Origin of the sequence: Chlamydia caviae GPIC (assembly GCF_000007605.1) — a bacterium.
Classification (GTDB): Bacteria; Chlamydiota; Chlamydiia; order Chlamydiales; family Chlamydiaceae; genus Chlamydia; species Chlamydia caviae.
In genome coordinates this window covers 647,543-672,468 of record NC_003361.3, presented here as the reverse complement: position 1 = coordinate 672,468, position 24,926 = coordinate 647,543, and the positions used below count along the sequence as shown (strand labels likewise).

The window sequence follows — 24,926 nt, the reverse complement described above, 5'->3', positions numbered from 1 at the left end:
AGAGTGATTTATTTTTTCTGTGTTATTTTCCCTATGGATAGAACAATCAGAACAATCCCGACGATTACGGTTGGAATCAATATAGGAGCGTGCAGGGGAATATGGAAGACAACAGGAGAAAGTAGGATTGCAGCTGCAAAAATCACACATAGCCATCTAAGGTGGCGCAGGCTATCGGCAAAAGATAGCGTGGCGAGTACGATGATGAACCAGCAGCAAATATCGATATAATTTCTCAGTGCATCTGTAACGGCGAATCTATCGCTGACTTTGATGAAGCCTATAGCTATCCAAACAGCAATCAAAAGGTTAATTGGGAAGGAAATGCCTAGAAAAGCTTGTTTACATGCTTTTGTAAAAGGAAGGACGGTACGTTCTTCCCAAAACAATGAATCTCTGTAGTATTCGGATCCGAATAGTGCTATACGAATAAGTTCACGTTTTTTTCGAAGAAATTGTCCTAGATATGTGAATGTTGCTCTGAATTCATCATAGGCAAAAACGAATGCTAGAGCAGGCTGTATCGTAAGAGCAAGGCATAGCCAGCAATCTAAAGATATCTGTTTCGATATGATAGGGATGAGGGTGAGGATAATAGCAGATAGTAACGTGATTGCTGTTGCCAACACTATTTTTGGTCGTGTATGCCAGCGACGCTCTCCTCCGGATAGAGATAATACAACAAGTAGGGAATAGGCAGTCATCATCGCTGCATAGGCAAAGAATTCGCTCTCAAAAGCAGATGAGGAAATCCCTAAAGCGGATGCTGTTAAAAAGCGTGATTGCAGCCAAGCTAATAAGCTTAAGATTAAGACAGCAGCACGCCGTCCTCCTGAAGATGGATTATAGGACATGCCTTCAGGAAGAGTAGGGCCGACTTCCAAAGCTTCTGGTCGTGTAGGGGAGATGCAAACAACAGCAAAGATAGCAAAGCCTATCAGTGTATCATTTGCAAAAACGATAGAAGAGCGTTCTGGGAAACAAGGGAAAAGAGTTACCCAAATACCTATAAATACCCCAAACCAAAGTACTGAACGTCTAAAAAAAGATATCAAGGCTAAGATGATTAACAGGCTTCCGCAGATCCTATCAGACAGGATGACGCTAGGCGCTTGATAGTTCAGAGTGTATGGCGTGCATATAAGCAACAGTCCTAAAAATGCAGGGAGAATACTGAGTTTGAAAAATCGATAACGGAAGTGCTTATAAATATTTTCTAGGGTTTCTTTATCCATGAAAAGAAAAACTTTGGGATGTTTCTTTCTAAATAGAATGAGAATAATAAAACTAAAAGGTTTTTTATTAATCTCAACTTATCTTGATATGTACGAGACGCCAATAAGGCCTCTTCTCTCTTCTGTTGTGTAAAAATAGTTTTGAATTTTTATTTTTTTATTCTATTTCTTGGTTCTGTAAGAGCCTTATAAGAGAAGAGAACGATCATTGAATAAAAAGATATTAGTCATAGTTACAAGTGCTTTTTTCCTACTATGCTTTGGATTAATGCTTTATAAAAAGCAGCAGATATTGCCTCCCAAAGCGCATATCCCTACCAATGCCAAGCATTTCCCGACTCTTGGGAATCCTTATGCGCCGATTAACATTACGGTGTTTGAGGAACCCTCATGTGCTGCATGTGCGGAGTTTAGCACAGAGGTTTTCCCTCTATTAAGAAAGAAATACATTGATACAGGAGAGGTATCATTTACGTTAATTCCTGTATGTTTTATTCGGGGATCGATGCCGGCGGCTCAAGCATTACTTTGTATATACCATCATGATCCACGTCAGGTGGATATAGAAGCTTATATAGAATATTTCCATAGGTTGCTTACTTATCCTAAGGAAGAGGGGAAACGCTGGGCCACTCCGGAAGTATTAACTAAGCTTTCTGAGAATTTGAAAACGCATTCAGGGCGTAGCATTAATCCTAAGGGATTAATGCAATGTGTTGATTCTCAGCAGTATGAAGAGCAAATTAAGAAGAATAATATTTATGGTTCTCAGGTTCTTGGCGGGCAGTTAGCAACACCAACAGCTGTTGTTGGAGATTATCTCATCGAGGATCCTACGTTTGATGAGTTAGAACGTGTGATTCGACAAATCCGCCATTTACAAGCTACAGAGGAAAATGATGATTAGATTCCTTCGTAATAACGCTTTATATTTTGCTTGGTTGATTTGTTCTACAGGGACAGTGATGAGTATTTATTACAGCTACCTGTTAAACATAGAGCCTTGTGTTTTATGTTATTATCAAAGAATTTGCTTATTCCCTTTATCTATTATTTTAGGAATCGCTACATACCGTGAGGATAATTTAGTAAAGATCTATGCTTTACCTTTATCAATTACAGGCATGGTGATTGCCGTGTATCAAATTTGTCTTCAAGAGATTTCTGGAATGACGATAGATATTTGCGGTAGGGTGTCTTGCTCCACAAAACTATTCGTTTTTGGATTTATTACTGTTCCCATGGCATCAGCCTTAGCATTTTGCGCTATTTCGTGTTTATTGATTTTATCAGGAAGTAAAAAGAAGTAGCTTGAGTTTGCTATGAGTAAGATCGAATCTCTTCCTTATATCGTTTATACAAAATAATACATCGGAAGAGATTCTGTTTTATAATATACTCTTTCACAATGCTTCGTCAGCTGCTGTAAGGGTGGCAAATTATTGTTTCTTAGAATGTAAGGTCTTGGCGAGTGGTTACTGTTTCCCGTTGTTTATTCCTGTGTAGTAACCATAGCAGCAAATTGTTCTAGCCTATTATAGAACTCTAGAGGTACTGCTGATGTTACTATCTCTGAATCAGAATCAGAGGAACTCTCATCATCAGAAGCACTGTCAGAGCGAGCAAATACATTGGAGGGTAGGCGTCTCGAACCGTAATAGTATAGGTTAATTTTTTTCCTGATTGTTTTGATTGCAGTAAGCGTAATTTTTGCGATTAGGAGAATGATCCCCAGCCCTAAAGTTTCCACAATACCGGTTAGAGTGTGTAGGAGTAGCTCTTTTTTACTTGTTGTTCTATCTTTTGTAGACCATACACTGTACAACCTACCTAGACCCAGGATAGTTCCTAAGAGAGGCGCGGCTTTTTTAATTTCCTGAAGATTTGTTTTGGAGAAAATGCCATTTCTTGTTGTGAGAGTCCATTCCACGCAAATAGGTTGAACACCGCGAGATCCGCGAACAAAACTGGATTTCAATAAAGGACAAACATATTTTGTCGCATTAATGAAATCCCGATTGTTTTGATATCTTTCAATAAACATAACTATATTTTTCACTTTTAAATGCTGAGAGCAGAGTAGATTATAAATTGCTTCATATGGTTTCAATATTTTTTTGTTATTTTGGAAATATATGTTTTCTAATGACTTATAGGCCGCAGTGGAGAAGGTCTTGGTCGTTAAGGAAAGGGATCAAGGGAGTGTACAACGTTTGTTTTTAGGTTCACAGATTGCTGTTTCCCCTATTTCTTGCTTATTGATTTTGTCTTGAGGTAAAAAGAGATAGCTTGAGTGTGCTTTTAAGATTCGAAGGCTCTTCTCTTATATTTTGTTGTGTATAAGAGATAATACATGAGAAGAGATTCAGATTTTTTTATACTTAATTGGAGTGAATTTTAAGATTCTTCTTCTTCACTAGAGGGTAACTCTCTTAAAGAAGCTGCCACCGCGGGCATTGAGCCCTGCATCAGATTTGGATCTAGAAGATTTTGAAATTGAGACATATTTCTTGTCAATTCTTCCTCACTAATCTCATTCATATTTATGGTATTAGCTAAGAGCTGTGTTGTTGCATTTACCATATGTTCCATAGCTTCAGGATTTATTGTGAGCGATATTGTTATATTCTCTCCCTTAGAAGGATCGCCTTGCACCATAGTAGAGACTAGATTAGAGAGTTGCTCTGGAGTGAAGTTAGGTAAGTCGAAAGGATTTGCGGGTGGATTTTCAAATGGCTTCGGTTTGAAATCTCGAATCTCTTGAGAATTGTCACGATTCCTAGAACGTCCTGAAGATGTGGAGCTAGTTTCTAAATTTCTGTAACAAGTACAAAAGGAATAGCGCATAGCGACTTTCTCCCATAACGTTTTGATTACAGTAAGCATAATTTTTGCGATTAGGAGAATGATCCCTAATCCTAAAGTTTCCACAACGCCGGTTAGGGTATGCAGGACGAGCTCTTTTTTACTTGTTATATTGTCTTTTGTAGACCATACGCTATACAACCTGCCTAGACCTAGGATAGTTCCTAAGAGAGGCGTGGCTTTTTTAATTTCCTGAAGATTTGTTTTGGAGAAAACGCCATTTCTTGTTGTGAGATTCCATTCCTCGCTAATAGATCGCACATAATGAGATTTACGAACAAAGCTTGATTTCAATAGGGGAGAAACGTCTCTTGTTGCATTAACAAAATCCCGATTGTTTTGATATCTTTCAATAAACATAACTATATTTTTCATTTTTAAACGCTGAGAGCAAAGCAGTTTATGTATTGTTTCATATAGTTGCAATTATAAATGCAAAGCAAATCTGCAAGCTATTAAAGTGTAATAACCTATCGTTTTTATTTTTTAGAAATCTTTGTTTTTTAATGATTTATTTCAAAAATGGAAAGTTTTAGAGAGATCAATTTCCACAAGCGAATATATTGCCTAAGAGTTCTCTGACTTCTTCTTCTTTTTCTATGCCTTTGCATAGCCGCACACATGAAGCGGTAATTGCGAAAATGATGTGTGCGAAAATATTATAAAAAACTTTCATGATTAAAGTGATGAGTCCTAATCCGCAGGTTTCGATAAGGCCTGCTAGTGTATGGATGATTTTATCTTTTAGGTTGTCATCGAATGTATCTGTAGACCATACGCTATAGATTCTACTTAATCCCATGACGGTTCCTATAAGAGGGAGAGCGCGTAAAATTTGTACAGCGATACCATCCGCATCTAAATCGTCGATATCAATGGACAGTATCCATTCATAATTCCACCTTTTAAGTCCGAATTCATCACGAACAAATCCCAGTTTAAATAATGTGGGATAGTTTTGTGTTGTATGATTAAATTCTGAATTATCTCTATAGGTATTTATAAACATGAGTGTGACATCCTCTTTAGTTGAATTTATAGGGTATAGAAGAATGTCTATGAATTACATGATACAAGCTGGTTATCTCGATGGAACTCGCAACTATCTTGTATATTGATCTGGGGATTCTTGATGTTGTTGTGAGTTATTTTCGTAGAAAATAACCACAAACACTGTTGGGGAAAAAGGACAGAAAATTTAGGACTACAAGGATAGGTTTTCCTTATTATACATCAACAGACATTACTATATTTGTTTCTATTAAAATTAAGATCTAAAGAGACTATTTCTCTTTCTTAATAATTTCAATTATAAATAAAGTGCGAAACACGCAAGCTGTTTGTTCATAATGTCTTGTAGGCTTGTTTTTTTGAAGTATGATTTCAATTAGATGGCTTCTGTAAAGATATTCCTAGTCTTTACTTATTGATAAACATAGTCATTTAAAACTTTAGATTTTCGGCTAAACGTTCTGAGTTGTTTGTGGGAGGTTGTTAAAGTGCATACTTTCATGGTTAGATAAGCACGAATCTTTCTGCAGCTGGAGAGTCAGGGAGAATTATAGAGATAATCGCATACATTAAGCATTCAAGGAATTCAAAGAAGTAAAAGATTGTTGTTTTGATGATTTTTAAACTTAAGGCTACGATACCTAACCCTAAAGTTTCTAACACTCCAGAGAGAGTATGAAATAAGATATCTTTATATCGGTCTGTAGGATCCCTTGTGGACCACAAACTATAGATTTTTCCGAAACCGAGAATGCTCCCCACTATAGGAACACAACGAATAATAAGTTCTTTGATTTCATCGGTATGAGTTATGTCGATTTCCCAATCCAGTGTGTAGGGCAGCAATTGAGTGTCTGACCTGATAAAGCCTTGTTTAAATAACCAGCAGGCGTTCTGATTATCACAAAAAAACTCTGTATTATTTTTATATTTATAGATGAAACAAGCCATGTTTATACTTAGAGTATAATAGTTTTATTAATTATAATGTCTTCTATTTCAGGTTGAATAATTTAGAAGCGGGAATTTTATTTGGTTTTTGAGAGAGGTTTTCTATCTATGAAACTAGAGAAGGAAATTTATTCTTATTTTCAATAAAAAGCAAATCCCTAGATTTTTTTATTTAATGCTGTTTTAAGTGATTTAAATTAATGACGATAGAATTAATAGTTTGAGTGTCGATTTAAAAAAACAAGGAGAATCAGATCTCGTCATTTAAGATCTGTTCTCGGATATTTTTCATTACTTCTTGCATATAGTGCAAATTATGGATAGAGGCCCAAATAGCTGCATTAGGTTCATGAACCTTGAAAAGATGCCGTAGATAAGCTCTAGAGATGTTTGAAGTGCATGTAGCGCATGTGCATTCAGGATCTAGGGAAGAAAGATCATTAGCATAAGCCTGATTGGCAATTTTGATAGGCCCTTGAGAGGATAGGATCAAACCGTGGCGCGCTGCTTTGGTTGGGTAGGAGCTATCGAAAGAATCTATGCCCAAGCCGACAGTAGCATGTATTGAGGGGAGATCTCCTATCCCTAAAAGATGCACAGGGCGATCCTTAGATAAATATGAAGTGGTGACGTCAACAACAGGGAGCATTTCTTGCAGATTTCTTCCTAAGCTGCCTCCAATAGCAAAACCATCGAAAGGATGGTCTTCAACAAACTGACAACCTATTTTTCTTTGTTCAGGATCTATACCCCCATGAATTACCCCATACATAGACTGATGTCTAGGGTCTTTTTTATGGTAATCTAAAGAGCGTTTTTCCCAGACATACGTTCGTGAACATGAGGATAGGAAATACTTTTCATCGGAATGAAAGGGTAGGAGCTCATCAAGGGGGATAATGATATCAGCACCCAAGTCTTTTTGAGCTTGTACAGAAACTTCTGGGGATAGAAAGAGTTTGTGCCCATCTCTATAAGATTTAAACCATACGCCTTCGTCATTAACCTCTAAGATTGATGAAGAGCCTTTCTTTTTCCCGCGACTTTTGATTTCTTCTGCTACTGAGCCATAGGCAAGACTGAAGATTTGAAATCCTCCAGAATCTGTGATTATAGGAGCATTTCTATTCATAAATTTATGAAGTCCTCCCATAGCGGCAATAGCCTCTGTTCCTGGGTGCACCAGGAGGTGGTAGGTATTGCAAAACATGAGTGGGATATTGCTATGGTCTATGACGCCTTTTAACGCGCCATTGGTTGCCACGGGCACAAAAGCAGGGGTGTCTATGATTCCATGGGCAGTTTCTATTTTGCCGACACGGGCTCGCGATTTTTTAGATTGATGAAGAACGTGAAATTTTAATGCCACGGTTAGGAACCTGAATTATCCCCGGAGAAAACTATTATTTCATATCTCGCTTGGAAACAGAAAAATAAGCGTATAGTGGCCTATATTTTCCTGTAAATAGAATTTGTGGGAGGGGTTACACTGCATTTCTTTTTCTAAAATGTTTGCCAAGAACTACGATAGGAACTGATAGGGCAATCACACACGCTTTTGTAATGAGAGAAAATAGGATGACATGAAAGAGGTTGGATACAATGCCATAGAGACCTAGGAAAGAAAAGAGAAGGGTGTCTAAGACTTGCGAGGAGATTAAAGAGATAGCTGAGCGGGTTCCAAAAGCCTTATCTTGAAATAAGTTTTTGAGATATGAGAAGAGCTTAAGATCCACAATCTGCACGAAAATCACAGTGATCAAAGAGGCTAAAGTGAGTCTTAGTGTTGGTGAGAATAACGCTATAAAATGGTTTTGGGTTGTGTCATTTGGTGAAGGAACAAGGGCGAGATGCAATTGCGTTAGAAGAAGAAATGCTATTGTGATAATCCACGAGCCGATCATCGCCTCATTTACCTTATTTTGCCCATAGAGCTCTCTAGAGAAGTTTAAGCAGGAGAGGATCCCGATCATATAGACATCAGCAGAGGTCACCTCTAAACCGCATAGAACAATCTGCTTTAGCACAAATACATTCATAATTACTGATAGAGTAGCCAACCATCCCGTTAGCCATCCTGTGCTTTTAGAAGCAAAGAATATCCCTGCCAGTACAATCAACACGGTTTGTGCTATAAAAATCATTTCATTATGCAAAATAGCCTCTCCTTAGTCTAGGATTCCTAGAAGATAGATCAATTAATAAAGAATTTAGATTGGCAAATGATCTAAAAGTATAGAGAGAAAGCAACTTAATTTGCATCTATTTTACTTTAGGGCTACTTTGATACAAAAATAGAGCAAAGGAATATTAAAAAATCTAAAAGATTTCCTAAGGGAAGGCTAGGAAGAGAGGTTAATAATATGTTTAACCCAACTTCCTTTCGTTGCTTGTTCTAATCTTTATTAGTTATAGAATTTTATTCAGAAAAACATGATAGCTGTTGGACTTTTGTTCTTGTGAATTGGTAGAGCGCAGCAAATAATACAAGGATAAGAAAGGCAATGCGTATCAAAGCTGTAATAACGATTTTCATAACTAGAAGGCCTACGCCTAACCCTAGGGTTTCGAAAATCCCTAAAAAGGTGTGTGTTACTAAATCTTTGACGCGGTCTTTACTTCTATCTTTAACAGACCACACGCTATAAAGACGTGCTAAACCACGAATAGTTCCTAAAATAGGAATAGAGTTTAATAAAGACAATTTTAGATCGTTAGAAGAAATTAACGTTAAATCCACTATACCTAAACGTAAGTACGGTTCTTGACCCATTTGGGCTTCACGGGCGAAAGCGCTTCTTACGAAGCAGGGATATTTTCGTGTTTGGTGAAGAAAATCTAAACCAGTTTCGTAAGTTAATAACATGGATTTGCCTTAAGTAGAGATTGGGAATCTTAGAAGGTTAATCTCTAAAGCATTAAATGTGAACGCAATAAAAATATTGCAGATGTTTGTGATTTGAAGGCTATTCAGGCTTTTGATGTGGCAAGACGTTGATGAAAAGTGTTTTTTTTATAATAGATGTTTGTCTGTATTGAGTTGAAATGAAAAAACCCCGCAAAAATATTTGCGAGGTTTTGTAACAAGTATTCTAAAGATCACTTTAAATTACTTGTTTGCTGGGATTAAAGAGGTGATAGACTCTCCGTTAGCAAGGACTGTTGTATTGATATAGGTTGCAGGGAAATCCTCTCCGTTAGCAAGGACTGTTGTATTGATATAGGTTGCAGGGAAATCCTCTCCGTACAAGTCAGTAACATCTTTACAATTGATGCTATCCCAGATTTCTGAGAAACGTGCGTGGTTAGGAAGCACGTCTTGACGAGTTTGTAAAGCAGGGTTTGTTACTGAGAACATAAATCCGAGGCCATAAGTAGTACGGTCATCAGATGTTTTAGTTACGATTACAGGTACTAAACTGTGTTGTGGATAATAATCGCATAAAGCGATAAATGTTTCTTTTTCAACGCCATGTAAAACAGCGGTGAAATGAGATTCTTCTTTACTGTTTTGTAAATCTAAAGCAAGAGCGTTAATATCAGCGTAATTTTTTGCAGAATTCTCTTTTTTATCATTACGTGCATCATTTTTATCGGCACGTGTATCGTAGTTGAAAATACGTTTGCTGTTAGAAACTTCTACAACAGTGTTCCAAATACTTCCCCCTTTAGCTTGGAATTTGGAAGGATTCATAAGGTCGTCGTAAATCACTACGGGAACACAATTCATCTGCTTAGATAATCCCCAGGCTGCTTTTATTGTATCCCAGATGTCATCAGCGCCGTTGGTTTTGGTGAAAATTGGAGCTGAAGTTTTAGCTTCTTCAACTAATTGTTTATCGCTAGTAAATGCATCATCAGCATCACATCCAGTAATTAAAACAGCAAGGGAAGCTAGGCATAAAGCACCCAATAATCTGATTTTCGATAGAAAGAAGTTTTGTGTTCTCATATCCTTGTCTCGTTTGCAATATTTAGTTTAAAAGCAAAAGACACTAACAACTTGCAACTTTGTTTGCGATAAAAACATTGAATAAAAACAAAAAAATAATAGGGCTCAGGTAGTGCTAGAAACGCGTTTTTTTAGAAAATCCACCCAAGCTTTCCTAAATGATTGATTTTTTGGCTGTTTGTTTTTGGTAACGTTTTAGCTAAAGTCTGATCTAAAATTTTCATTCAAGACGTTGTAGAACTCATATGTTCATCTATCTCCACAATGGTCTCTACAGGGACCTCTGTAGATGCAGGGGGTTCTATATTTTCAGAATTTTCTATACGATCTTCCGATGGAGCAAATGCAAGATTAAGCTCATAATTTTGTAGCTGATCTCTAAGATCTTTGATTTCCGACTCTGCTTCACTTAAACGTTTTTTCAAAATGCCTGAAAGTCCTTGTTCTATGTTATTGACAAAGAAAAGCACTCCGATGCTGATAAATATAATGCCCATCAGAATCAACGATACAGATAAGACAATTGTTGTTGTGTTTAGCATGCTGAGTCCATTGAGAAAAAATATTGCTACAAAGATTGAAACTACAGTAGAGAAACCTAGAACAATCAACATTGTATCTAAAAATAGTCGTAGAGATGCTCTGCGAGGGGAAAAATTTCCCTCCATTAAAGTATGACTCGTAATTGAGTGAAAAGAAGAAATATTTAGGCGTTGTGTAGGTATTGGATTTGACATGCCGAATCCCTAATTGGTTTATTAATTTTTGGTTGGATAGGATATATAAAAAATTTTTTAACCGCAATGGGTCATCTGAATTCTTAAGATGGATAGATCGTTCGTAATAATTTCAGAATGGAGAAAAGACATTTAATTTCATGAGGATACTTATTTCCCTCTTATTGACTTCTTATGGATTTTTTTTAAATTGGTTCATCAATTCTATCTGCTTGACAGGTCTATCCGTTTGAATGATGGAATCCCTGCAAGGCTTATATCTTGAAGCTTATTTAAAATTCACATAAGTATTTTTCATAAGCTTGTTAAAAAGAGAGTGAAATTCAAATTCATGCCGAAGAATGATTATGTTGAACATATTCAAAATCTTAAGAAATTAGCAGCTCTCATAGAAGTCAATGAATTGGGGAGTACTCATGCGTAATTATCTTTTTCTCATGTATAGGGGAGGATCTTTAATGTATAAATCAATAACATATCTATGCGGATGTTTATTAGTTCTTAGTGGTTGTTCTCAACCCACTTTTACAAAGGATGCTAGTGTTGATCAGGTATTTTGTATTAACTTACCTATTTCTGATTTTTCTTCCTATCCTGCCGCTTATACACCAGCACAATGCTTGGCAAAGGAAAATAAAGATCCTAAAGTTATTGCGAGAGTGGACGAAGAATCTCGTAGGATCTGGAGAGAAATACATGCAAAAATGAATCTAACCACTCCTTATATTCCTATGTTTGTTTATGGGAGTTTAATGAATCCAGCTTCAGCGAGAAATACTCTTGAGGAATACCATCCCTATGCTGTTTGGTTACGTGATTATGTAAGAATATTCAATTTAGATGTTGATTGTGTAGGGGGGACTACTAGATTAACCGAAGCAGATGGTCCTAAAAATCGCGGTTTTTTAAATTTAAAACGTATGCCAGGAAAATCTTGCAACGGTATTGTTTTGGGTATTGGAGAAGATGATTTTGTGTCTTGTCGTCGTCGTGAAGGAGTTTATGAATTTGTTCCTGTTGTAGTGTCTGATTATAGACCTACGGGGAAGTGTAACCGTAGTATAGCTTTTGCCTGGATTGCTGGACCTCAAGTGTGTTCCAGTGATGTTTTACCAGTAAAAGGTTATTATTCTATGATCTGGGCTGCAGTCGAATCTGATAATGTAAAAAAGAATTTCGGAGAAAATTTTGCTCAGGATTATCTAGACACGACATTTTTATCTAATGAGCAGTCAATAAAGACTATTCATGAAGAATACAAAGACGCTCCATTGCGTTATTAAATAAGGATGAACCAAATAGTTTTTTCTCTAGGAGCTATTTATCAGCCCTAGTTTGTCTATTCCCTATTCTAAATCAAATGCTCCTGAATAATTTTAGCCTCTCTTATCGTCTCAGGATCTACAACGGCTTTCCATTTGATTTCCTTGTGATTTTCTTAAAATCTTCAATAATCTGTTGAGATTATTGTGTGGTGGTATTACAATTCCCCCAATTGAAATCGTTTAACTGTATTCGAGTACGATTTTTCTTTTATTTATTACTGATGAGAAGAATAAGTTTCTCAATCAGCGCCCGGTCTTAATCATTTTTCCTCATTGAGAAGTATATGCGCGAAGCCCTGACTTTTGATGATGTTTTATTAGTTCCTCAGTATTCTGAAGTTCTTCCTCAAGATACTTGTTTAGCTTCTTCTGTTTCAGAATCTTTATCTTTAACTATCCCTATCTTGTCTGCAGCAATGGATTCAGTCACAGAGTTGTCTATGGCTACAGCCATGAGTGTGGCAGGAGGACTTGGGATTGTTCATAAAAATATGGATGTGAATGCACAGGTTGCTGTCGTAAAACAGATAAAATCGCAAAGCGCCTCTTCAGTAGTTGGCGGTGCCGTAGGTATCGGTCAACAAGGTTTAGAAAGAGCAGAAGCTTTAGTTGAGGCAGGTATAGATGCTTTAGTAGTCGACACTGCTCATGGGCATTCTAAATTGGTGCTTGATACAGCCTTTACCCTTAAAAAGAATTATCCTGTAACTCTCATTGTGGGGAATATTGTTTCAAAGGCAGCTGCTCTTTGTTTGGCTGAAATTGGTGTAGACGCTGTTAAAGTGGGGATTGGTCCCGGATCTATATGTACAACGCGGATTATCTCGGGTGTAGGATTGCCTCAGTTGACAGCAATTATGGATGTTTCTGAAGCATTGCGTGATTCTTCTGTACGTGTCATTGCCGATGGGGGGATGCGCTATTCTGGAGACATTGTTAAAGCTCTAGCTGCTGGAGCGCATTGTGTTATGCTCGGTAGCATGCTAGCAGGAACTGATGAGGCTCCAGGAGAAATCGTTCAGATTAATGAACGTGCTTACAAGATGTATCGAGGTATGGGTTCTCTCGGTGCTATGAAGAAAGGTAGTGCCGAGCGCTATTTTCAAGAAAGTAATGCTAAAAAATTTGTTCCAGAGGGTGTTGAAGGGCTTGTGCCTTACAAAGGCTCTCTTCACGACGTTCTCTATCAAATTCTAGGAGGGATTCGATCGGGGATGGGCTATTTAGGAGCTCGCAATTTAGAAGAATTGCGCCAGAACGCTGTATTTTCCCGAATCACTCATTCTGGAAGATCTGAAAGCCACATCCATAACTTGCAACACATTCAGCATGCTCCGAATTATCTAATCTCTAAATAATAGAGGGTTTCTATCTTGAGTAATATTCTCATTCTTGATTTTGGTTCCCAATATACGAACGTTCTAGCAAAAAAAATACGTTTGCTTTCCGTTTTTTGTGAGGTCCTCACTTGGAATACACCTTTAGAAAAGATTCTTCAAATATCTCCCTCAGGTCTAATTTTTTCAGGAGGACCACATTCGGTTTATCAGGAGAATAGCCCTAAAGTTGATAAGGAAATCTATAACAGCAACATCCCTATACTTGGAGTGTGCTATGGCATGCAGCTGATTGCTAGAGATTTTGGAAGTGAAGTTCAGGGAGGAAAAAGCGAATTTGGTTATACACCTATAGTGTTTTATCCAAGCGAACTTTTTAAAGGTCTTGTTGATCAGGATGCTTTCCATACAGAAATTCGAATGAGTCATTGTGATTCTGTTGTTATTCCTCCTAAAGATTTCTTTGTTATAGCGAGTTCTCAGCACTGTCCTATTGCTGCTATAGAATGCCCAGAGAAAAAACTTTTTGGTCTTCAATTCCATCCTGAAGTTTCAGATTCTCAAGCCGTAGGGGATAAAATTTTATCAAATTTTGTGAAGCATATTTGTCAGGCCTCAGAAACTTGGAAAATTGAAACAATAGAAAAACAACTTATTCAAAGCATTAAAGAAAAGGTGGGAGAAACAGAACGTGTCCTTCTCGGCCTATCTGGAGGCGTAGATTCTTCTGTTTTAGCTGTTTTGCTTCATAATGCTCTAGGTGATCGCTTGTCTTGTGTCTTCGTTGATACTGGACTATTAAGAAAGAATGAAGTGGAAGAAGTTAAACAACAATTCTCTTCTCTAGGGTTAGAGATCCTTGTGGTAGATGCTTCTGAAAAATTTTTCCATGACCTATCCGGAATAGAAGATCCTGAGCAAAAACGTAAAGTCATAGGAGCCGCCTTTATCGAAGTTTTCGATGAAGTATCTAGAAATCTCGATGTTCAATGGTTAGCTCAGGGGACTATTTACTCTGATGTAATTGAATCTGCAAAATCTTGTGACGCAACACAAGTAATCAAGTCTCACCATAATGTAGGTGGACTTCCAGAAAAGTTGAATTTGAAGCTTTTAGAACCTCTACGTTTTCTTTTTAAAGATGAAGTTAGAGCTTTAGGTAAAGTTTTGGGTTTGCCGGACGTCCTAATATCCCGACATCCTTTTCCTGGTCCTGGTTTAGGAGTCCGAGTTCTTGGGGAAGTTCGTCGGGAATATGTAGAAATAGTGAAAAATGCTGACAGCATTTTTATTGAAGAACTAAAAAAAGCGAATTTATACCACAAGGTTAGCCAAGCTTTTGCTGTTTTCTTGCCATGTAAATCTGTTGCTGTAAAAGGTGACTGCCGTCATTACGGTTATACGATAGCTTTACGTGCAATAGAATCTACTGATTTTATGACAGCATGCTGGCCATCTTTATCTAGAGAATTTCTTAACCGTTGTTCCTCGCGTATCATTAATGAAATCCCTGAAGTTTGCAGGGTGGTTTACGATATTTCCGATAAACCGCCGGCAACTATTGAGTGGGAGTAAGATCTGATATTAAGAAAGTAAAATAAGATATGGTCGATAAGAGGTTTTTTTTAATTATCCAACAGTTGTCACAGTTGACATCTGAGTTGTACGATGACACTCCTTGTACGAGTCAGTTTATTAAAGATCTCCCTAAAGCGGATATTCACGTGCACCTTCCAGGGACTATTTCGCCAGAAACAGCTTGGGAGTTGGGAGTCAGAAATGGTCTGATAAAGTGGGAGAATAATCAATGGAAATCTCCAGCCTTCTCTAATGGGAACCCTCACAAGAGTTATGCTGAAATATTCAGAAACTTTGAGAGTATTCGCTATGAGCGGGACCCTAATGTTTCTTTATTAAAATATGCTATTATCACCCGTGATTTTGCTAGCTTTGATCGGATTATGGCTACCGTACAGGGGCATAGATATCCTCCGGGAGGAATCCAGAACGAAAATGATCTGTGGCTTGTTCTGCAAAATTACTTAAAACAATGTAGACAAGATAATATCATTTACACCGAAGTCCAACAAAATATCCGCATAGCTTATGTAATTTATCCTTCGCTTAAACCTCTAGAAGCTCGCTTACGATTGTATGATCTATTTTCTAGAGCTTCTCAACTTTTCCAGAGTCAAGGAATTACCCTTCGCTTTCTCAATTGTTTTAATAAAACAGGCTCTTCTAATCTCCAGCAATCTACACAACAACGCTCAGAAGAGGCTGCGAGTTGGCTTGATGAAGCCGAGTCGTTCTTCCCTAACCTCTTTGTTGGCTTGCAATCTGCCGGAGCAGAAATTTGTCCTGAGGCAGCACCAACAAAATTAACTTCGGGTTATCGTCATGCTTATGAGAAAGGATTTGGTTGTGAAGCTCACGCAGGAGAGGGGACGGGATTTTTATATTTAAACCAAACGATACAAGCTTTACCTATACAAAGAATAGCCCATGGGTTTCAGGCAATTGAACATGTGCCAACGATTCATGAAATTCAAGAGAAAAACATCACACTTGTTATGGCTCCGGCTATTAACCTGGTACTTGGAGCTTCGTTGCATCAATATTCTGGATTGAACAAGAGCGGTAAAACGATCATTAATAATCTTGATGAGCATCCTTTCTTTGCATTATTCAGAGACCATAAGCTTAGCGTAACATTGAGTTCTGATAATCCCCAAATGGGAGGGACTTCTTTGCAAAATACGATGTTGCTTTTATCTGGATTCCCTGCCGATGAAGATTCTCATTTAACTCATGTGAAATCTTCACCTCTAACTTTTAAAGAAATCATACAACTCAATGTGGAGGCTATAGTCTCTTCGTTTGTGGATGTTGATACAAAAATAATGCTTTTAAATAGGATTCACGAATACTTATTCGAAGATCAAAAAAGACTACGATCTACTTGTGGATAAAGCTTTTTTGTAAAAATAGCAAAAGAATTAGGGAAGATTCGGGATTTTATCGAAGGCCTGTTTTTGCACTAGCCTGCATATTGGAGTTATTCTTCCATGCTCTGTAAAAGACTGTCGTAGAATGGCTCTAAAAACAGCAGCGTTTTCACTTGATCAGAAGTCAATAACGGCAATTCATTACGCATAGAAAGATCTTTTACATCGGTGATTAGATCAGATCTTTCTATTTTGAATTTCAATTTTCATTTCCCTACTTGAATTCATGATTTCGTGTTTTTTTTCATCAGCGATTTTTTCACATAGGTTTTTGAAAGATCTTCCTAAAATTGGTAGGGGAAGTGGCTATCTAGAATCTTTAGCAGAAAGGGTGGATAGGTTACTTCAATTACGAGATAGATCTCGTGTTTTGTATATTGATAAAATCAATATACGGGGACAACTTGTTTATGTGGACATACGGATTCCATTACTCTTTCAAGAGAGAGTAAGAACACTGTTTCTATATCTGCTTATCATTCCTGCAATTATAGCCTTTATTATTAAGGTCGTGGTGAGAATAACTCTGTATTGCAAATATGGAGGATGGGAGAGATGGTCTGAAAGGACGGCTAGCTTAATTGATCCTTCACTGGGATTCAATGAACATCCTCCTTATATATTCAGCAAAGAGCAACTCAAATCTATGAATTTTTACCTTCCATCCTTGGGAGAAAAGAACATGGAAAGCATACTAAATGAACATCAACGTCTCAGAGATATAGGAAGCAAATCAGTTCTAAATAGGATGGGTGTGGGGATTAAATCTAAGACACGGGGTAGCGATATCTTAGGGGATGATGATGATATTTTTTTCATACATCCAGAGTTCCCAAGGCTAGAATTTGAATCTATAGGACAAATGAGAATCAATAACCAGGTGGGGTATTCTGCTCAAGAATGGGCAGATATGCATGTATTGGAATATCTAGCTTTACAAAGAGAACAGCTATCCAAACTACGTGGATTTATTAACTCGCGTATTATCAGTATCCGAAGAATACGTACAGATCCTGCGGGAAACCATGTTTTGATTATTCGAGAATGTTGAAGTTCTTAGGAATAATTAACTTCTTACCTAAGTTGTGCAAGAATTATTGTTCACATTCACAGAGAGTTTCTATATATTCTTGAGCGTAAGTTTTTTACTTATCACAACGATCAACTGGTAGGTCATATCGGGATAATCGTTCAGGGCTCTTCCAAAAGAAGAGGGGCAGGGTGGTAGGCTAGCGGCGTGTCCTATCTTTTCCTCAACACTTGCATGGTCTGATAATATGTATTATGTTGCATGGGTGGTGAGGTCTATTAGAATCTAATAGAATCTAAAGACCTCCTAGTCAGAAAGATAATGCTGCTTTGATTGCTGAAGCGATCATTGGAGCTGTTGATAAAGTCTTTATGCATGTTGAGGTGCTTTGTAAGTGTATTGTATCTGTAACAAAAAGACTCTCTAAAGCGCTTGTCTCAATTTTTTGTATAGCATCACCAACAAAAAGACCATGAGTCACCGTAGCAATGATTTTTTTTGCTCCTTTTTGCTTACATAAATTTGCAGCTTCAACCAGCGTATTGGCTGTTGAGCACAAATCATCAATAATTACGACATTTTTATCCTGTACTTCTCCTATTAATTGCATGCTCACTTCGAACGAATTTAGACGTTCTTTTTTAATCACAGCCAGTCCAGTATCTAACATCCTTGCTATCCTTTCTGCAATTTTAATGCTCCCTATATCGGGAGCTATTGCAATACAGTCTTGGCTTATACAGCTTTTTATAGTGTCTACAAAAAGCTGTTGGCAGTGTAAGTGATCTACATGTGTTTTATAGAAGCCTTCTATTTGATCAGCATGTAAATCACATGTGATAAGGTTGGTAATACCTGCTGTAGTAAGAACATCCGCTACAAGCTTGGCTGTAATGGGTTCCCCTGTTTTATTTCTTCGATCCTGGCGGCAATAGCCGAGATAAGGAATAATTGCTGTGATACTCTTTGCGGAAGATCTCTTCAGGGCATCAGCAATAATAAGCAATTCGAATAAGTAGTGGTTTGGTTGACCTACAATCGATTGCATTATAAAAACATCACGACCTCGAACATCTTCTAAAACCTTAACGTGAGTTTCTCCATCAGGAAACTGATTCAACTCCATACGCCCAAGTTTTATTTTCAGCTCAGCACAAACATTTTGAGCCAATATTAAGTTAGAAGAACCTGATAATAAAATTGGTTGTTTATTCATGATTTGATCTCTAACACTTCAAATAACTTACAGGTAAATTTGTAGATTTCGCTGAAAGTATTATAAAGAGGTGTTGCCGTTACTCTAATAATATCTGGTGGTCGCGAATCACAAGTTATCCTTTGGGCTTCCAGCTTTTGTAAAACCTCTTCGCTATGTTGTTGAATACGAATGGAGAGCTGGCTTCCCCGCAACTCTGGATCTCTTGGAGTGATAATTTCAAAACATGAAGGAGGAGCTAACTCTAGTAATTCTAATAGGAAAGCTGTCATTTGTTTTGATTTGTGTCTTACCCTCTCCATACCAGCTTCTTCAAAAACCTCCAGAGTCGCAAGAAGAGGCATTAGAGATACTATAGACGGTGTACTCACCTGCCAGCTATAAGCGCCGCTGTAAGGAATAAACTCTGGCTGTAGTTGCATTTGGAAACGTGTTTCAGGATCATTTCCCCACCATCCGCTGAAACGCGGAAGTTGTTCATTATGATGGGATTTGTGAACAAAAGCAATACCTGGCCCACCTGGTCCTCCACAAAGGTATTTGTAGGAACATCCCAAGGCAAAATCCACTCCCCATTCATGGAGTTTAAGGGGAATATTCCCTGCAGCATGCGCTAAGTCGCAACCAACTACACAGCCTTTTTCTTTTGCTAAGTTTGTGATGGCTTCTACTTCAAGAACCTGTCCCGTTAAAAAATTGACACAGTTCATAAATACAAGGGCTATAGATTCACCTTGTTCTTCCAAAGTCTGTTGAAAATCCTCATAACGAAGTAAATCCTCACCTGCACGTGGCTCTAAAATAATTAAAGCGTCGTCAGGATTTTTCCCATGAAAACTCAGCTGGCTTTTTATCGCATATAAGTCCGAAGGAAATGTAGGACCTTCGATTAATATTTTATATCTTGTATCGGTTGGTCGGTAAAACGAAACCAATAACAAATGTAAGTTCATGGTGAGGCTATTCATGACAACGACTTCCTCATATTCCGCACCTAAAATCTTGGAAAGAGGTTGTCTTAAAGGATTGTCAAATGAACGATACCAGTTTCCAACTCCCTCAAACCATCCGTTCACTCCTACATCTGACCAGCGTTGCAGTAGTTCTTCTATTTTCGTAAAAGCACCTACTGCAGGAAGGCCCAAAGAATTATTACAGAAATAAATAGCATTAGGATCTTTCGGTAAGGCAAAACGAGCTCTCAAATGTTTCAGAGAATCCTGTTCATCTAATTGGGCGGCTTTTTTCTGATAATGTTTTAAAATTTCATTCATTTTTTCTTCTCTTACTGACGGGGATCTATAGATTGAGCAAATGTTGTAAGTTCTTCAGGAGATATTTTCTTTTCTAATTTCTCCACAAAAGCAGAACCTACAACAATGCCATCAGCATGTTTTAAAGCTGCTGCTGCACTAGCTCGGTTGGCTATGCCAAATCCAGCAACAATAGGAATTTGAAAATAGCAGCGTAATCTCGCTATTTGTGTAGAAAAATCATCAGAAAGCTTGCTTCTTATTCCTGTAGTTCCTTTCTGAGAAACGTAATAGAGAAAACCTTTTGCTAACTTTCTGATTTGTAATAACCGTTCTTCACGTGTGGAAGGTGTAGCTAATACTATGGGGAACAGCTTAGCTTCGATTAAAGCTTGAAAGAAGGGCTCAGATTCATTTGCATGCTGAGGAATGGGTAGATCTACAATTAAAACAGCATCAAATCCTGCTGCTTTTAACTGATGCAAATACTGGGGACCTTTTTGCAAAAGCGGGTTATAATAGCTAAATAACACCAAAGGAATATTAGAGGTTTCACGTAGAGCTTTTGCGATTTCTAAAATGGTTGTAGAGTCGGTCTTTTCTTCTAATGCTCTTGTGTGAGCCTTTTGGATTATAGGACCATCTGCAACGGGATCTGAAAAAGGGAACCCTATTTCTAAGATATCAACACCTCCCCGAATTAAAGCGTGAGCGCATGCAACACTATAGTCAAATCCACCATCCCCTCCTGTCAAATATCCAATAAAGGGTTTTGTGTTTTTAAATGCTGTTTCAATTCTATTCATTGTTGCCAGCCTTTATTAGATTGGTTATTTGCTCTAAATCTTTGTCCCCTCTTCCGGATAGATTAACGACAACAACACTCTCTTTTGGAAGAGTAGGAGCTATGTTAATCAATTCTGCAAGAGCATGAGATGATTCTAGAGCGGGAATAATGCCTTCGAGTCGTGAAAGCAGAAAGAAAGCTTCTAAAGCAGCCTTGTCTGTTGCTACAGTATAAGAAGCCCTTCCTGACTCGTATAATACTGCGTGATCGGGGCCTACTGCGGGATAATCTAAACCAGCAGAAATAGAGTGTGTGGGCAACACCTGTCCTTCGTTATCTTGTAAAAGATAGGAGTAAAATCCGTGCAAGACTCCAGGACGACCTGTAGCAAATCGAGCAGCATGATGACCCGACTCAATTCCTAATCCTCCTGCTTCAACTCCAACCAGTTTAACGCGTGTATCGGGAATAAAATGATGGAAGAACCCAATAGCGTTTGATCCACCTCCAACACAAGCAATAAGAAGATCAGGAGAGAAACCTATCTCCTGAAGCTGAGATTTCACCTCTAAACTTATTACCGATTGGAAGTTACGCACCATCTCAGGGTAAGGGCTTGGCCCGAGAGCTGATCCTAAGCAATAATGCGTAGATTCATAATTTTTAGACCAATCTCTAAGGGCTTCGTTAACAGCATCTTTTAAGGTTTGGGCTCCCTGGTTAACAGAAATGACTTCTGCGCCTAATAAGTTCATTTTGTCTACATTGGGCTTCTGTCTTTCGATATCTTTAGCACCCATGTAAATGACGCATTCAAGACCCAAGCAGCCACAAGCAGTTGCTGTTGCAACTCCATGTTGTCCAGCTCCCGTCTCTGCAATAATTCGTGTTTTTCCTAGATGTTTTGCGAGCAAACATTGGCCTAGAGCATTATTAATTTTATGAGCTCCAGTGTGTAGAAGATCCTCTCTTTTTAGAAAAATTCGTGGTCCATGTATTGCTTTGGCAAAGTTCTTAATTTCAGTCAGAGGTGTTGGTCTTCCTGCATAATTTTTTAAAACCGAATCTAACTCATTTTTAAAGTCACTGTGATTTTGCAGGGACTTCCAGCTATTGCTTAAATCTTGAACAGGAGCCATCAATATTTCTGGCATAAATTGCCCGCCAAATGGATAAGGATGTTTCATATTTTCTCCCCGGATTTTTTTGCAGACAGGATGAAAGCCTTAAGTAAATCTGGATCTTTTCTTGTCTTATTTGGGAATTCTACACCGGTAGCAACGTCAACTCCATTGGGATGCAAAGTAGCAACAGCTTCTTCTATATTTTTAGGGTTTAATCCCCCGGCTAGCATCCAAAAGGTATCTTTTGGCAACGAAAATGCTTTCCAGTTAAACTGTTTGCCCGTCCCCCCCTTCTCAGTGTCGTATAAAGGAATGACTTTGGGGGGCAAAGATTGTGGGTGACAAACATCTCCATTTTCTCGGACAGAAATTGCATAAATGATGGAATAATCTCTCAAGAGGTTTTCAAGAGCTCCTAAAGGGAAAGTACTGTGTAGTTGAATAGTCTTAATTCCTGTTTGCTCGCAGATAGCAATAATCTGGTCTGTAGTTTGTTCCACAAACACGCCTACAGGCTCGGCACCCAGGCGTTTTGTTGTATCAGCAATGCTTTTGGCCATGGATAATGAGGTTTTTCGTTTTGATTTCTCGGCAAAGATCACTCCAATATAATCTGCTCCTAAAAGAGCGGCATATTCTGCGTCTTCTGGATGTGTAACTCCACAAATTTTAACTTTCATTTTCTTCTCCTTTCATTTGTTTAATTAACAAAGAAGGATCTTTAGAGCTCACAAGGGCTTCTCCGACCAAAATAGCGTCAAATCCAAGCTCGCGCATCCGTTTGGCTTGTGTAGGGTGATGGATTCCTGATTCAGCTACAGTAATGATCTGAGGAGGGATAAAGGGTTTTAGAATCTCGGATAGATTGAGATCGATTTCAAAAGTTTGAAGATTGCGGTGGTTAACCCCAATAATGGGAGCTTCTGCTTCTAAAGCTAACTCAAGTTCTGACAAATCATGAATTTCGGTTAAAACTTCTAAACCTAATCTCTGGGCTTCTTGTATGAGAAATTTTAAATTTTCTCCAACAACGCTCACGATTAAAAGAACAGCATGTGCTCCGAAGAAAATAGCTTCGGCTAGTTGTAAAGGATGTAGGATGAAATCTTTTCTCAATACAGAAACATGAGAGTATTGTGATTGGAGTTTTTGATTTACCTGTTGCATATCTAAAAAAGATCCGCCAAAGCCTTGAGTATCAGTAAGAACTGAAATAGCAGAGGCCCCTCCACAACAATATTTTAATGCAAGATCTGCTGGACTATCTATACTTCTAATTTTTCCACGTGTTGGAGACTGTCTTTTTATTTCACCAATAATGGATAAACCCGGTTCCTTTAGAGCTGTGGCAAACTGCTCTTTTTGTAAGTGATTTTGCTTTAGAATTTGACTCAGATAATGATTTTTCTGTGAGCTAACTTCTTCTTTGAGCCGTTCTACTTCTTGTTTTTTATAAGCAATAATGTTTGTTAAATGATGAGCTAATTGCATGATCCCCTCTTCAACTTTAGTTGTTGTGAAAATGCTGCCCACTGTGCTAGTACTCTTAGTGCTTCTCCTTCCATTAGTGTTTTTCGGGCACTATGTATCCCTTCTTCTAAAGTTGCAGCATTGCCAAAAACCCACATGGCTGCTCCAGCATTGAAAATAAGAGCGTCAGCAATAGCGCTTTGTTGACCCATGAAAGCTTTTTTCAGAATGCAAGCATTTAACTTAGAATTACCGCCTTTTAGGTCTTCGATTTTACAAGAATTAAACCCTAACGATGTGGGATCTATTTCAAGGCGAGTTTTTTTGCCTTGTTGAATATCATAACCCACGACTTTTCCTAGTGTGGTTAACTCATCAAGACCACTTCCATGAAAAAGAAAGGTTCTCTTTGTGTTCTTAAACTTGAGACAAACTTCGCTCATAAGTTCTAAAATAGGCTCATTAGAAACCCCTATTAAAGCGTACTCAGTATTTGCAGGATTGAGCAGTGGGCCTAAAATGTTAAATACGGAAGGGAATTTCATTCCTTTTCGTATAGGAGCTAATTTCTTTAATGAGGGATGGTAGATAGGAGCAAACATAAATCCAATACCTACTTCTTGAACGCAAGAGAGCAATTCTTCTGGAGACATTTCTATTTCTATTCCGAGTGCTTCTAAAACATCTGCAGACCCACTTTGACTAGAAACAGAACGATTTCCATGTTTTGCAATAGGGATCCCGCAAGCTGCTGCTAATATGGCTGATCCTGTGGAAATATTAACTGTATTTGCTAAATCTCCTCCTGTCCCTACGATGTCTAAAGCTGGAAAAGGAAGGTTTACAGGTGTCGCTTGTTTTTGTAACGCAGAGATCATTCCAGCAACTTCTGTGGGTGTTTCTCCTCGATATTTTAACACAGCCAAAAAGGCTGCTATTTGATGCGGATCAGCTCCATTTAACATGAGATTAGTAACGGATTCCACCTCATCATATGTTAAATGTGATTGATTCATAATTGATTGCAAATAGGTCTGTAGCATAGCAGCGCTCAAATTACTTGGATCTACAACTATATCAATGAATTTACAAATTTTCTGTTGGCAGCATCAATATAAGGCTTTAAGAAGCTTTTACTGTCTTTAGGGTCAAAGTTTTCGAATTAGGAAAATAGGGGGAAAATTATAGGGCGAATGCCCACCAAAGAAATATAGAGGAATATACGCACAAAGCGTTCAATAAGGCTAAAGCATTTGTAGAAAATGTATTGGCTCTACTGGTTTCCATATTTTCTATTTAAATTTTTTAAAAATTCTTTAAATTTAGGATCAATCGCTTTCAAAGCGTTTGATCCTCTTGTAATTTGTGCGATACTCACGCCATATTTTTGGGCAATTTCACGTTGTGTGAGCTGCTCCGCGAGTAACGCTTGGACAATTAAAAAACGAGAAGCCATAGATTCTCGCTCTCCAAAAGTAAGAAATAACGCAAAGAAATCATGAAATGCTTCAGGAGTCTTAATTTTAGAGCACAGCTCTAAAAAGTCTCCCCAACCATTTTCATTACTTTCCTGCGCCATTTCTTTTCCCTTGATTTGCTGTAATGCTACAGCATTACAGGTTATT

Annotated in this window: 26 protein-coding genes; 7 read left to right on the top strand and 19 right to left on the bottom strand. The window is 38.0% G+C overall.

Annotated features, from left to right (window positions below):
- Positions 1-8: 8 nt before the first annotated feature.
- Positions 9-1,235, bottom strand: a complete 1,227-nt coding sequence (locus tag CCA_RS02965; protein ID WP_011006547.1) for an SPW repeat domain-containing protein — start codon at positions 1,233-1,235, stop codon at positions 9-11.
- A gap of 268 nt (positions 1,236-1,503) precedes the next feature.
- Between CCA_RS02965 and CCA_RS02960 the strand changes: the two genes are divergently transcribed.
- Positions 1,504-2,142 (top strand): thioredoxin domain-containing protein, encoded by a 639-nt coding sequence (locus CCA_RS02960; protein ID WP_193328807.1) that lies wholly within the window; start codon positions 1,504-1,506, stop codon positions 2,140-2,142.
- Positions 2,135-2,545: a disulfide bond formation protein B gene (locus CCA_RS02955; RefSeq protein ID WP_011006544.1), complete on the top strand. Its 411-nt coding sequence runs from the start codon at positions 2,135-2,137 to the stop codon at positions 2,543-2,545. Before CCA_RS02960 ends, CCA_RS02955 begins: the two co-directional genes overlap by 8 nt.
- A gap of 182 nt (positions 2,546-2,727) precedes the next feature.
- Here the strand turns inward: CCA_RS02955 and CCA_RS05165 are convergent, their stop codons facing one another.
- The 9 genes from CCA_RS05165 to CCA_RS05415 all read right to left on the bottom strand — a co-directional run bounded on the left by CCA_RS05165 (position 2,728) and on the right by CCA_RS05415 (position 10,751).
- Positions 2,728-3,279, bottom strand: coding sequence for a hypothetical protein (locus CCA_RS05165; protein ID WP_011006543.1), 552 nt, complete (start codon positions 3,277-3,279; stop codon positions 2,728-2,730).
- 353 nt (positions 3,280-3,632) lie between these two features.
- Positions 3,633-4,475 carry a hypothetical protein gene (locus CCA_RS02945; protein WP_238374147.1) on the bottom strand — a complete coding sequence of 281 codons (843 nt, stop codon included), beginning with the start codon at positions 4,473-4,475 and terminating at the stop codon, positions 3,633-3,635.
- A gap of 166 nt (positions 4,476-4,641) precedes the next feature.
- On the bottom strand, positions 4,642-5,109 hold the full coding sequence (locus CCA_RS02940) for a hypothetical protein (protein ID WP_011006540.1): 468 nt from the start codon (positions 5,107-5,109) through the stop codon (positions 4,642-4,644).
- A gap of 506 nt (positions 5,110-5,615) precedes the next feature.
- Positions 5,616-6,062, bottom strand: coding sequence for a hypothetical protein (locus CCA_RS02935; protein WP_011006539.1), 447 nt, complete (start codon positions 6,060-6,062; stop codon positions 5,616-5,618).
- Between the two features lie 250 nt (positions 6,063-6,312).
- The gene (gene tgt / locus CCA_RS02930; RefSeq protein ID WP_011006538.1) at positions 6,313-7,431 is read right to left on the bottom strand and encodes a tRNA guanosine(34) transglycosylase Tgt; all 1,119 of its coding nucleotides are present in this window, start codon (positions 7,429-7,431) and stop codon (positions 6,313-6,315) included.
- A gap of 115 nt (positions 7,432-7,546) precedes the next feature.
- On the bottom strand, positions 7,547-8,218 hold the full coding sequence (locus tag CCA_RS02925) for a queuosine precursor transporter (protein ID WP_011006537.1): 672 nt from the start codon (positions 8,216-8,218) through the stop codon (positions 7,547-7,549).
- A gap of 263 nt (positions 8,219-8,481) precedes the next feature.
- Entirely contained in the window at positions 8,482-8,928 is a 447-nt protein-coding gene (locus CCA_RS02920; RefSeq protein WP_011006536.1) for a hypothetical protein, read from the bottom strand.
- Positions 8,929-9,171: 243 nt separating this feature from the next.
- Positions 9,172-10,014 carry a hypothetical protein gene (locus CCA_RS02915; protein ID WP_011006535.1) on the bottom strand — a complete coding sequence of 281 codons (843 nt, stop codon included), beginning with the start codon at positions 10,012-10,014 and terminating at the stop codon, positions 9,172-9,174.
- A gap of 224 nt (positions 10,015-10,238) precedes the next feature.
- Positions 10,239-10,751, bottom strand: coding sequence for a membrane protein (locus tag CCA_RS05415; RefSeq protein WP_011006533.1), 513 nt, complete (start codon positions 10,749-10,751; stop codon positions 10,239-10,241).
- Between the two features lie 458 nt (positions 10,752-11,209).
- Here CCA_RS05415 and CCA_RS02905 point away from each other — a divergent pair, with 458 nt between their 5' ends.
- From CCA_RS02905 to CCA_RS02890, 4 genes are all read left to right on the top strand, one after another.
- Positions 11,210-12,034: a gamma-glutamylcyclotransferase family protein gene (locus CCA_RS02905; RefSeq protein ID WP_041462271.1), complete on the top strand. Its 825-nt coding sequence runs from the start codon at positions 11,210-11,212 to the stop codon at positions 12,032-12,034.
- 326 nt (positions 12,035-12,360) lie between these two features.
- Positions 12,361-13,434, top strand: coding sequence for an IMP dehydrogenase (gene guaB, locus CCA_RS02900; protein ID WP_011006531.1), 1,074 nt, complete (start codon positions 12,361-12,363; stop codon positions 13,432-13,434).
- A gap of 15 nt (positions 13,435-13,449) precedes the next feature.
- Positions 13,450-14,988 (top strand): glutamine-hydrolyzing GMP synthase, encoded by a 1,539-nt coding sequence (gene guaA / locus CCA_RS02895; RefSeq protein WP_011006530.1) that lies wholly within the window; start codon positions 13,450-13,452, stop codon positions 14,986-14,988.
- A 29-nt stretch (positions 14,989-15,017) separates the two neighbouring features.
- Positions 15,018-16,385, top strand: coding sequence for an adenosine deaminase (locus tag CCA_RS02890; RefSeq protein WP_011006529.1), 1,368 nt, complete (start codon positions 15,018-15,020; stop codon positions 16,383-16,385).
- Positions 16,386-16,471: 86 nt separating this feature from the next.
- On the opposite strand, the gene CCA_RS05300 is transcribed toward CCA_RS02890, so the two are convergent.
- Positions 16,472-16,624, bottom strand: a complete 153-nt coding sequence (locus CCA_RS05300; RefSeq protein ID WP_011006528.1) for a hypothetical protein — start codon at positions 16,622-16,624, stop codon at positions 16,472-16,474.
- A gap of 23 nt (positions 16,625-16,647) precedes the next feature.
- Here CCA_RS05300 and CCA_RS02885 point away from each other — a divergent pair, with 23 nt between their 5' ends.
- Positions 16,648-17,472, top strand: a complete 825-nt coding sequence (locus tag CCA_RS02885; protein ID WP_011006527.1) for a hypothetical protein — start codon at positions 16,648-16,650, stop codon at positions 17,470-17,472.
- Between the two features lie 289 nt (positions 17,473-17,761).
- Here the strand turns inward: CCA_RS02885 and CCA_RS02880 are convergent, their stop codons facing one another.
- From CCA_RS02880 to trpR, 8 genes are all read right to left on the bottom strand, one after another.
- Positions 17,762-18,667, bottom strand: coding sequence for a ribose-phosphate diphosphokinase (locus CCA_RS02880; protein ID WP_011006526.1), 906 nt, complete (start codon positions 18,665-18,667; stop codon positions 17,762-17,764).
- Positions 18,664-19,941, bottom strand: a complete 1,278-nt coding sequence (kynU, locus tag CCA_RS02875; RefSeq protein WP_011006525.1) for a kynureninase — start codon at positions 19,939-19,941, stop codon at positions 18,664-18,666. Before kynU ends, CCA_RS02880 begins: the two co-directional genes overlap by 4 nt.
- 11 nt (positions 19,942-19,952) lie before the next feature.
- Positions 19,953-20,726 (bottom strand): tryptophan synthase subunit alpha, encoded by a 774-nt coding sequence (gene trpA, locus CCA_RS02870; protein ID WP_011006524.1) that lies wholly within the window; start codon positions 20,724-20,726, stop codon positions 19,953-19,955.
- On the bottom strand, positions 20,719-21,894 hold the full coding sequence (gene trpB / locus CCA_RS02865; protein WP_011006523.1) for a tryptophan synthase subunit beta: 1,176 nt from the start codon (positions 21,892-21,894) through the stop codon (positions 20,719-20,721). Before trpB ends, trpA begins: the two co-directional genes overlap by 8 nt.
- Positions 21,891-22,511 carry a phosphoribosylanthranilate isomerase gene (locus CCA_RS02860; RefSeq protein ID WP_011006522.1) on the bottom strand — a complete coding sequence of 207 codons (621 nt, stop codon included), beginning with the start codon at positions 22,509-22,511 and terminating at the stop codon, positions 21,891-21,893. The genes trpB and CCA_RS02860 overlap by 4 nt, the downstream gene beginning before the upstream one ends.
- On the bottom strand, positions 22,501-23,364 hold the full coding sequence (locus CCA_RS02855) for an indole-3-glycerol-phosphate synthase (protein WP_238374146.1): 864 nt from the start codon (positions 23,362-23,364) through the stop codon (positions 22,501-22,503). Before CCA_RS02855 ends, CCA_RS02860 begins: the two co-directional genes overlap by 11 nt.
- Complete coding sequence (gene trpD, locus CCA_RS02850; protein ID WP_011006520.1) at positions 23,313-24,344, bottom strand: anthranilate phosphoribosyltransferase; 1,032 nt, start codon at positions 24,342-24,344, stop codon at positions 23,313-23,315. Before trpD ends, CCA_RS02855 begins: the two co-directional genes overlap by 52 nt.
- Before the next feature lie 230 nt (positions 24,345-24,574).
- Positions 24,575-24,880, bottom strand: coding sequence for a trp operon repressor (gene trpR, locus CCA_RS02845; protein ID WP_011006519.1), 306 nt, complete (start codon positions 24,878-24,880; stop codon positions 24,575-24,577).
- Between the last annotated feature and the right edge of the window lie 46 nt (positions 24,881-24,926).

What these genes read in the sequence shown, in the direction of transcription:
- CCA_RS02965 (WP_011006547.1), bottom strand. Translation starts at nt 1,235, where the DNA reads ATGGATAAAGAAACCCTAGAAAATATTTATAAGCACTTCCGTTATCGA.
- CCA_RS02960 (WP_193328807.1), top strand. Translation starts at nt 1,504, where the DNA reads ATGCTTTATAAAAAGCAGCAGATATTGCCTCCCAAAGCGCATATCCCT.
- CCA_RS02955 (WP_011006544.1), top strand. Translation starts at nt 2,135, where the DNA reads ATGATTAGATTCCTTCGTAATAACGCTTTATATTTTGCTTGGTTGATT.
- CCA_RS05165 (WP_011006543.1), bottom strand. Translation starts at nt 3,279, where the DNA reads ATGTTTATTGAAAGATATCAAAACAATCGGGATTTCATTAATGCGACA.
- CCA_RS02945 (WP_238374147.1), bottom strand. Translation starts at nt 4,475, where the DNA reads ATGAAAAATATAGTTATGTTTATTGAAAGATATCAAAACAATCGGGAT.
- CCA_RS02940 (WP_011006540.1), bottom strand. Translation starts at nt 5,109, where the DNA reads ATGTTTATAAATACCTATAGAGATAATTCAGAATTTAATCATACAACA.
- CCA_RS02935 (WP_011006539.1), bottom strand. Translation starts at nt 6,062, where the DNA reads ATGGCTTGTTTCATCTATAAATATAAAAATAATACAGAGTTTTTTTGT.
- CCA_RS02920 (WP_011006536.1), bottom strand. Translation starts at nt 8,928, where the DNA reads ATGTTATTAACTTACGAAACTGGTTTAGATTTTCTTCACCAAACACGA.
- CCA_RS02915 (WP_011006535.1), bottom strand. Translation starts at nt 10,014, where the DNA reads ATGAGAACACAAAACTTCTTTCTATCGAAAATCAGATTATTGGGTGCT.
- CCA_RS05415 (WP_011006533.1), bottom strand. Translation starts at nt 10,751, where the DNA reads ATGTCAAATCCAATACCTACACAACGCCTAAATATTTCTTCTTTTCAC.
- CCA_RS02905 (WP_041462271.1), top strand. Translation starts at nt 11,210, where the DNA reads ATGTATAAATCAATAACATATCTATGCGGATGTTTATTAGTTCTTAGT.
- guaB (WP_011006531.1), top strand. Translation starts at nt 12,361, where the DNA reads ATGCGCGAAGCCCTGACTTTTGATGATGTTTTATTAGTTCCTCAGTAT.
- CCA_RS02890 (WP_011006529.1), top strand. Translation starts at nt 15,018, where the DNA reads ATGGTCGATAAGAGGTTTTTTTTAATTATCCAACAGTTGTCACAGTTG.
- CCA_RS02885 (WP_011006527.1), top strand. Translation starts at nt 16,648, where the DNA reads ATGATTTCGTGTTTTTTTTCATCAGCGATTTTTTCACATAGGTTTTTG.
- CCA_RS02880 (WP_011006526.1), bottom strand. Translation starts at nt 18,667, where the DNA reads ATGAATAAACAACCAATTTTATTATCAGGTTCTTCTAACTTAATATTG.
- kynU (WP_011006525.1), bottom strand. Translation starts at nt 19,941, where the DNA reads ATGAATGAAATTTTAAAACATTATCAGAAAAAAGCCGCCCAATTAGAT.
- trpA (WP_011006524.1), bottom strand. Translation starts at nt 20,726, where the DNA reads ATGAATAGAATTGAAACAGCATTTAAAAACACAAAACCCTTTATTGGA.
- trpB (WP_011006523.1), bottom strand. Translation starts at nt 21,894, where the DNA reads ATGAAACATCCTTATCCATTTGGCGGGCAATTTATGCCAGAAATATTG.
- CCA_RS02860 (WP_011006522.1), bottom strand. Translation starts at nt 22,511, where the DNA reads ATGAAAGTTAAAATTTGTGGAGTTACACATCCAGAAGACGCAGAATAT.
- trpD (WP_011006520.1), bottom strand. Translation starts at nt 24,344, where the DNA reads ATGCTACAGACCTATTTGCAATCAATTATGAATCAATCACATTTAACA.
- trpR (WP_011006519.1), bottom strand. Translation starts at nt 24,880, where the DNA reads ATGGCGCAGGAAAGTAATGAAAATGGTTGGGGAGACTTTTTAGAGCTG.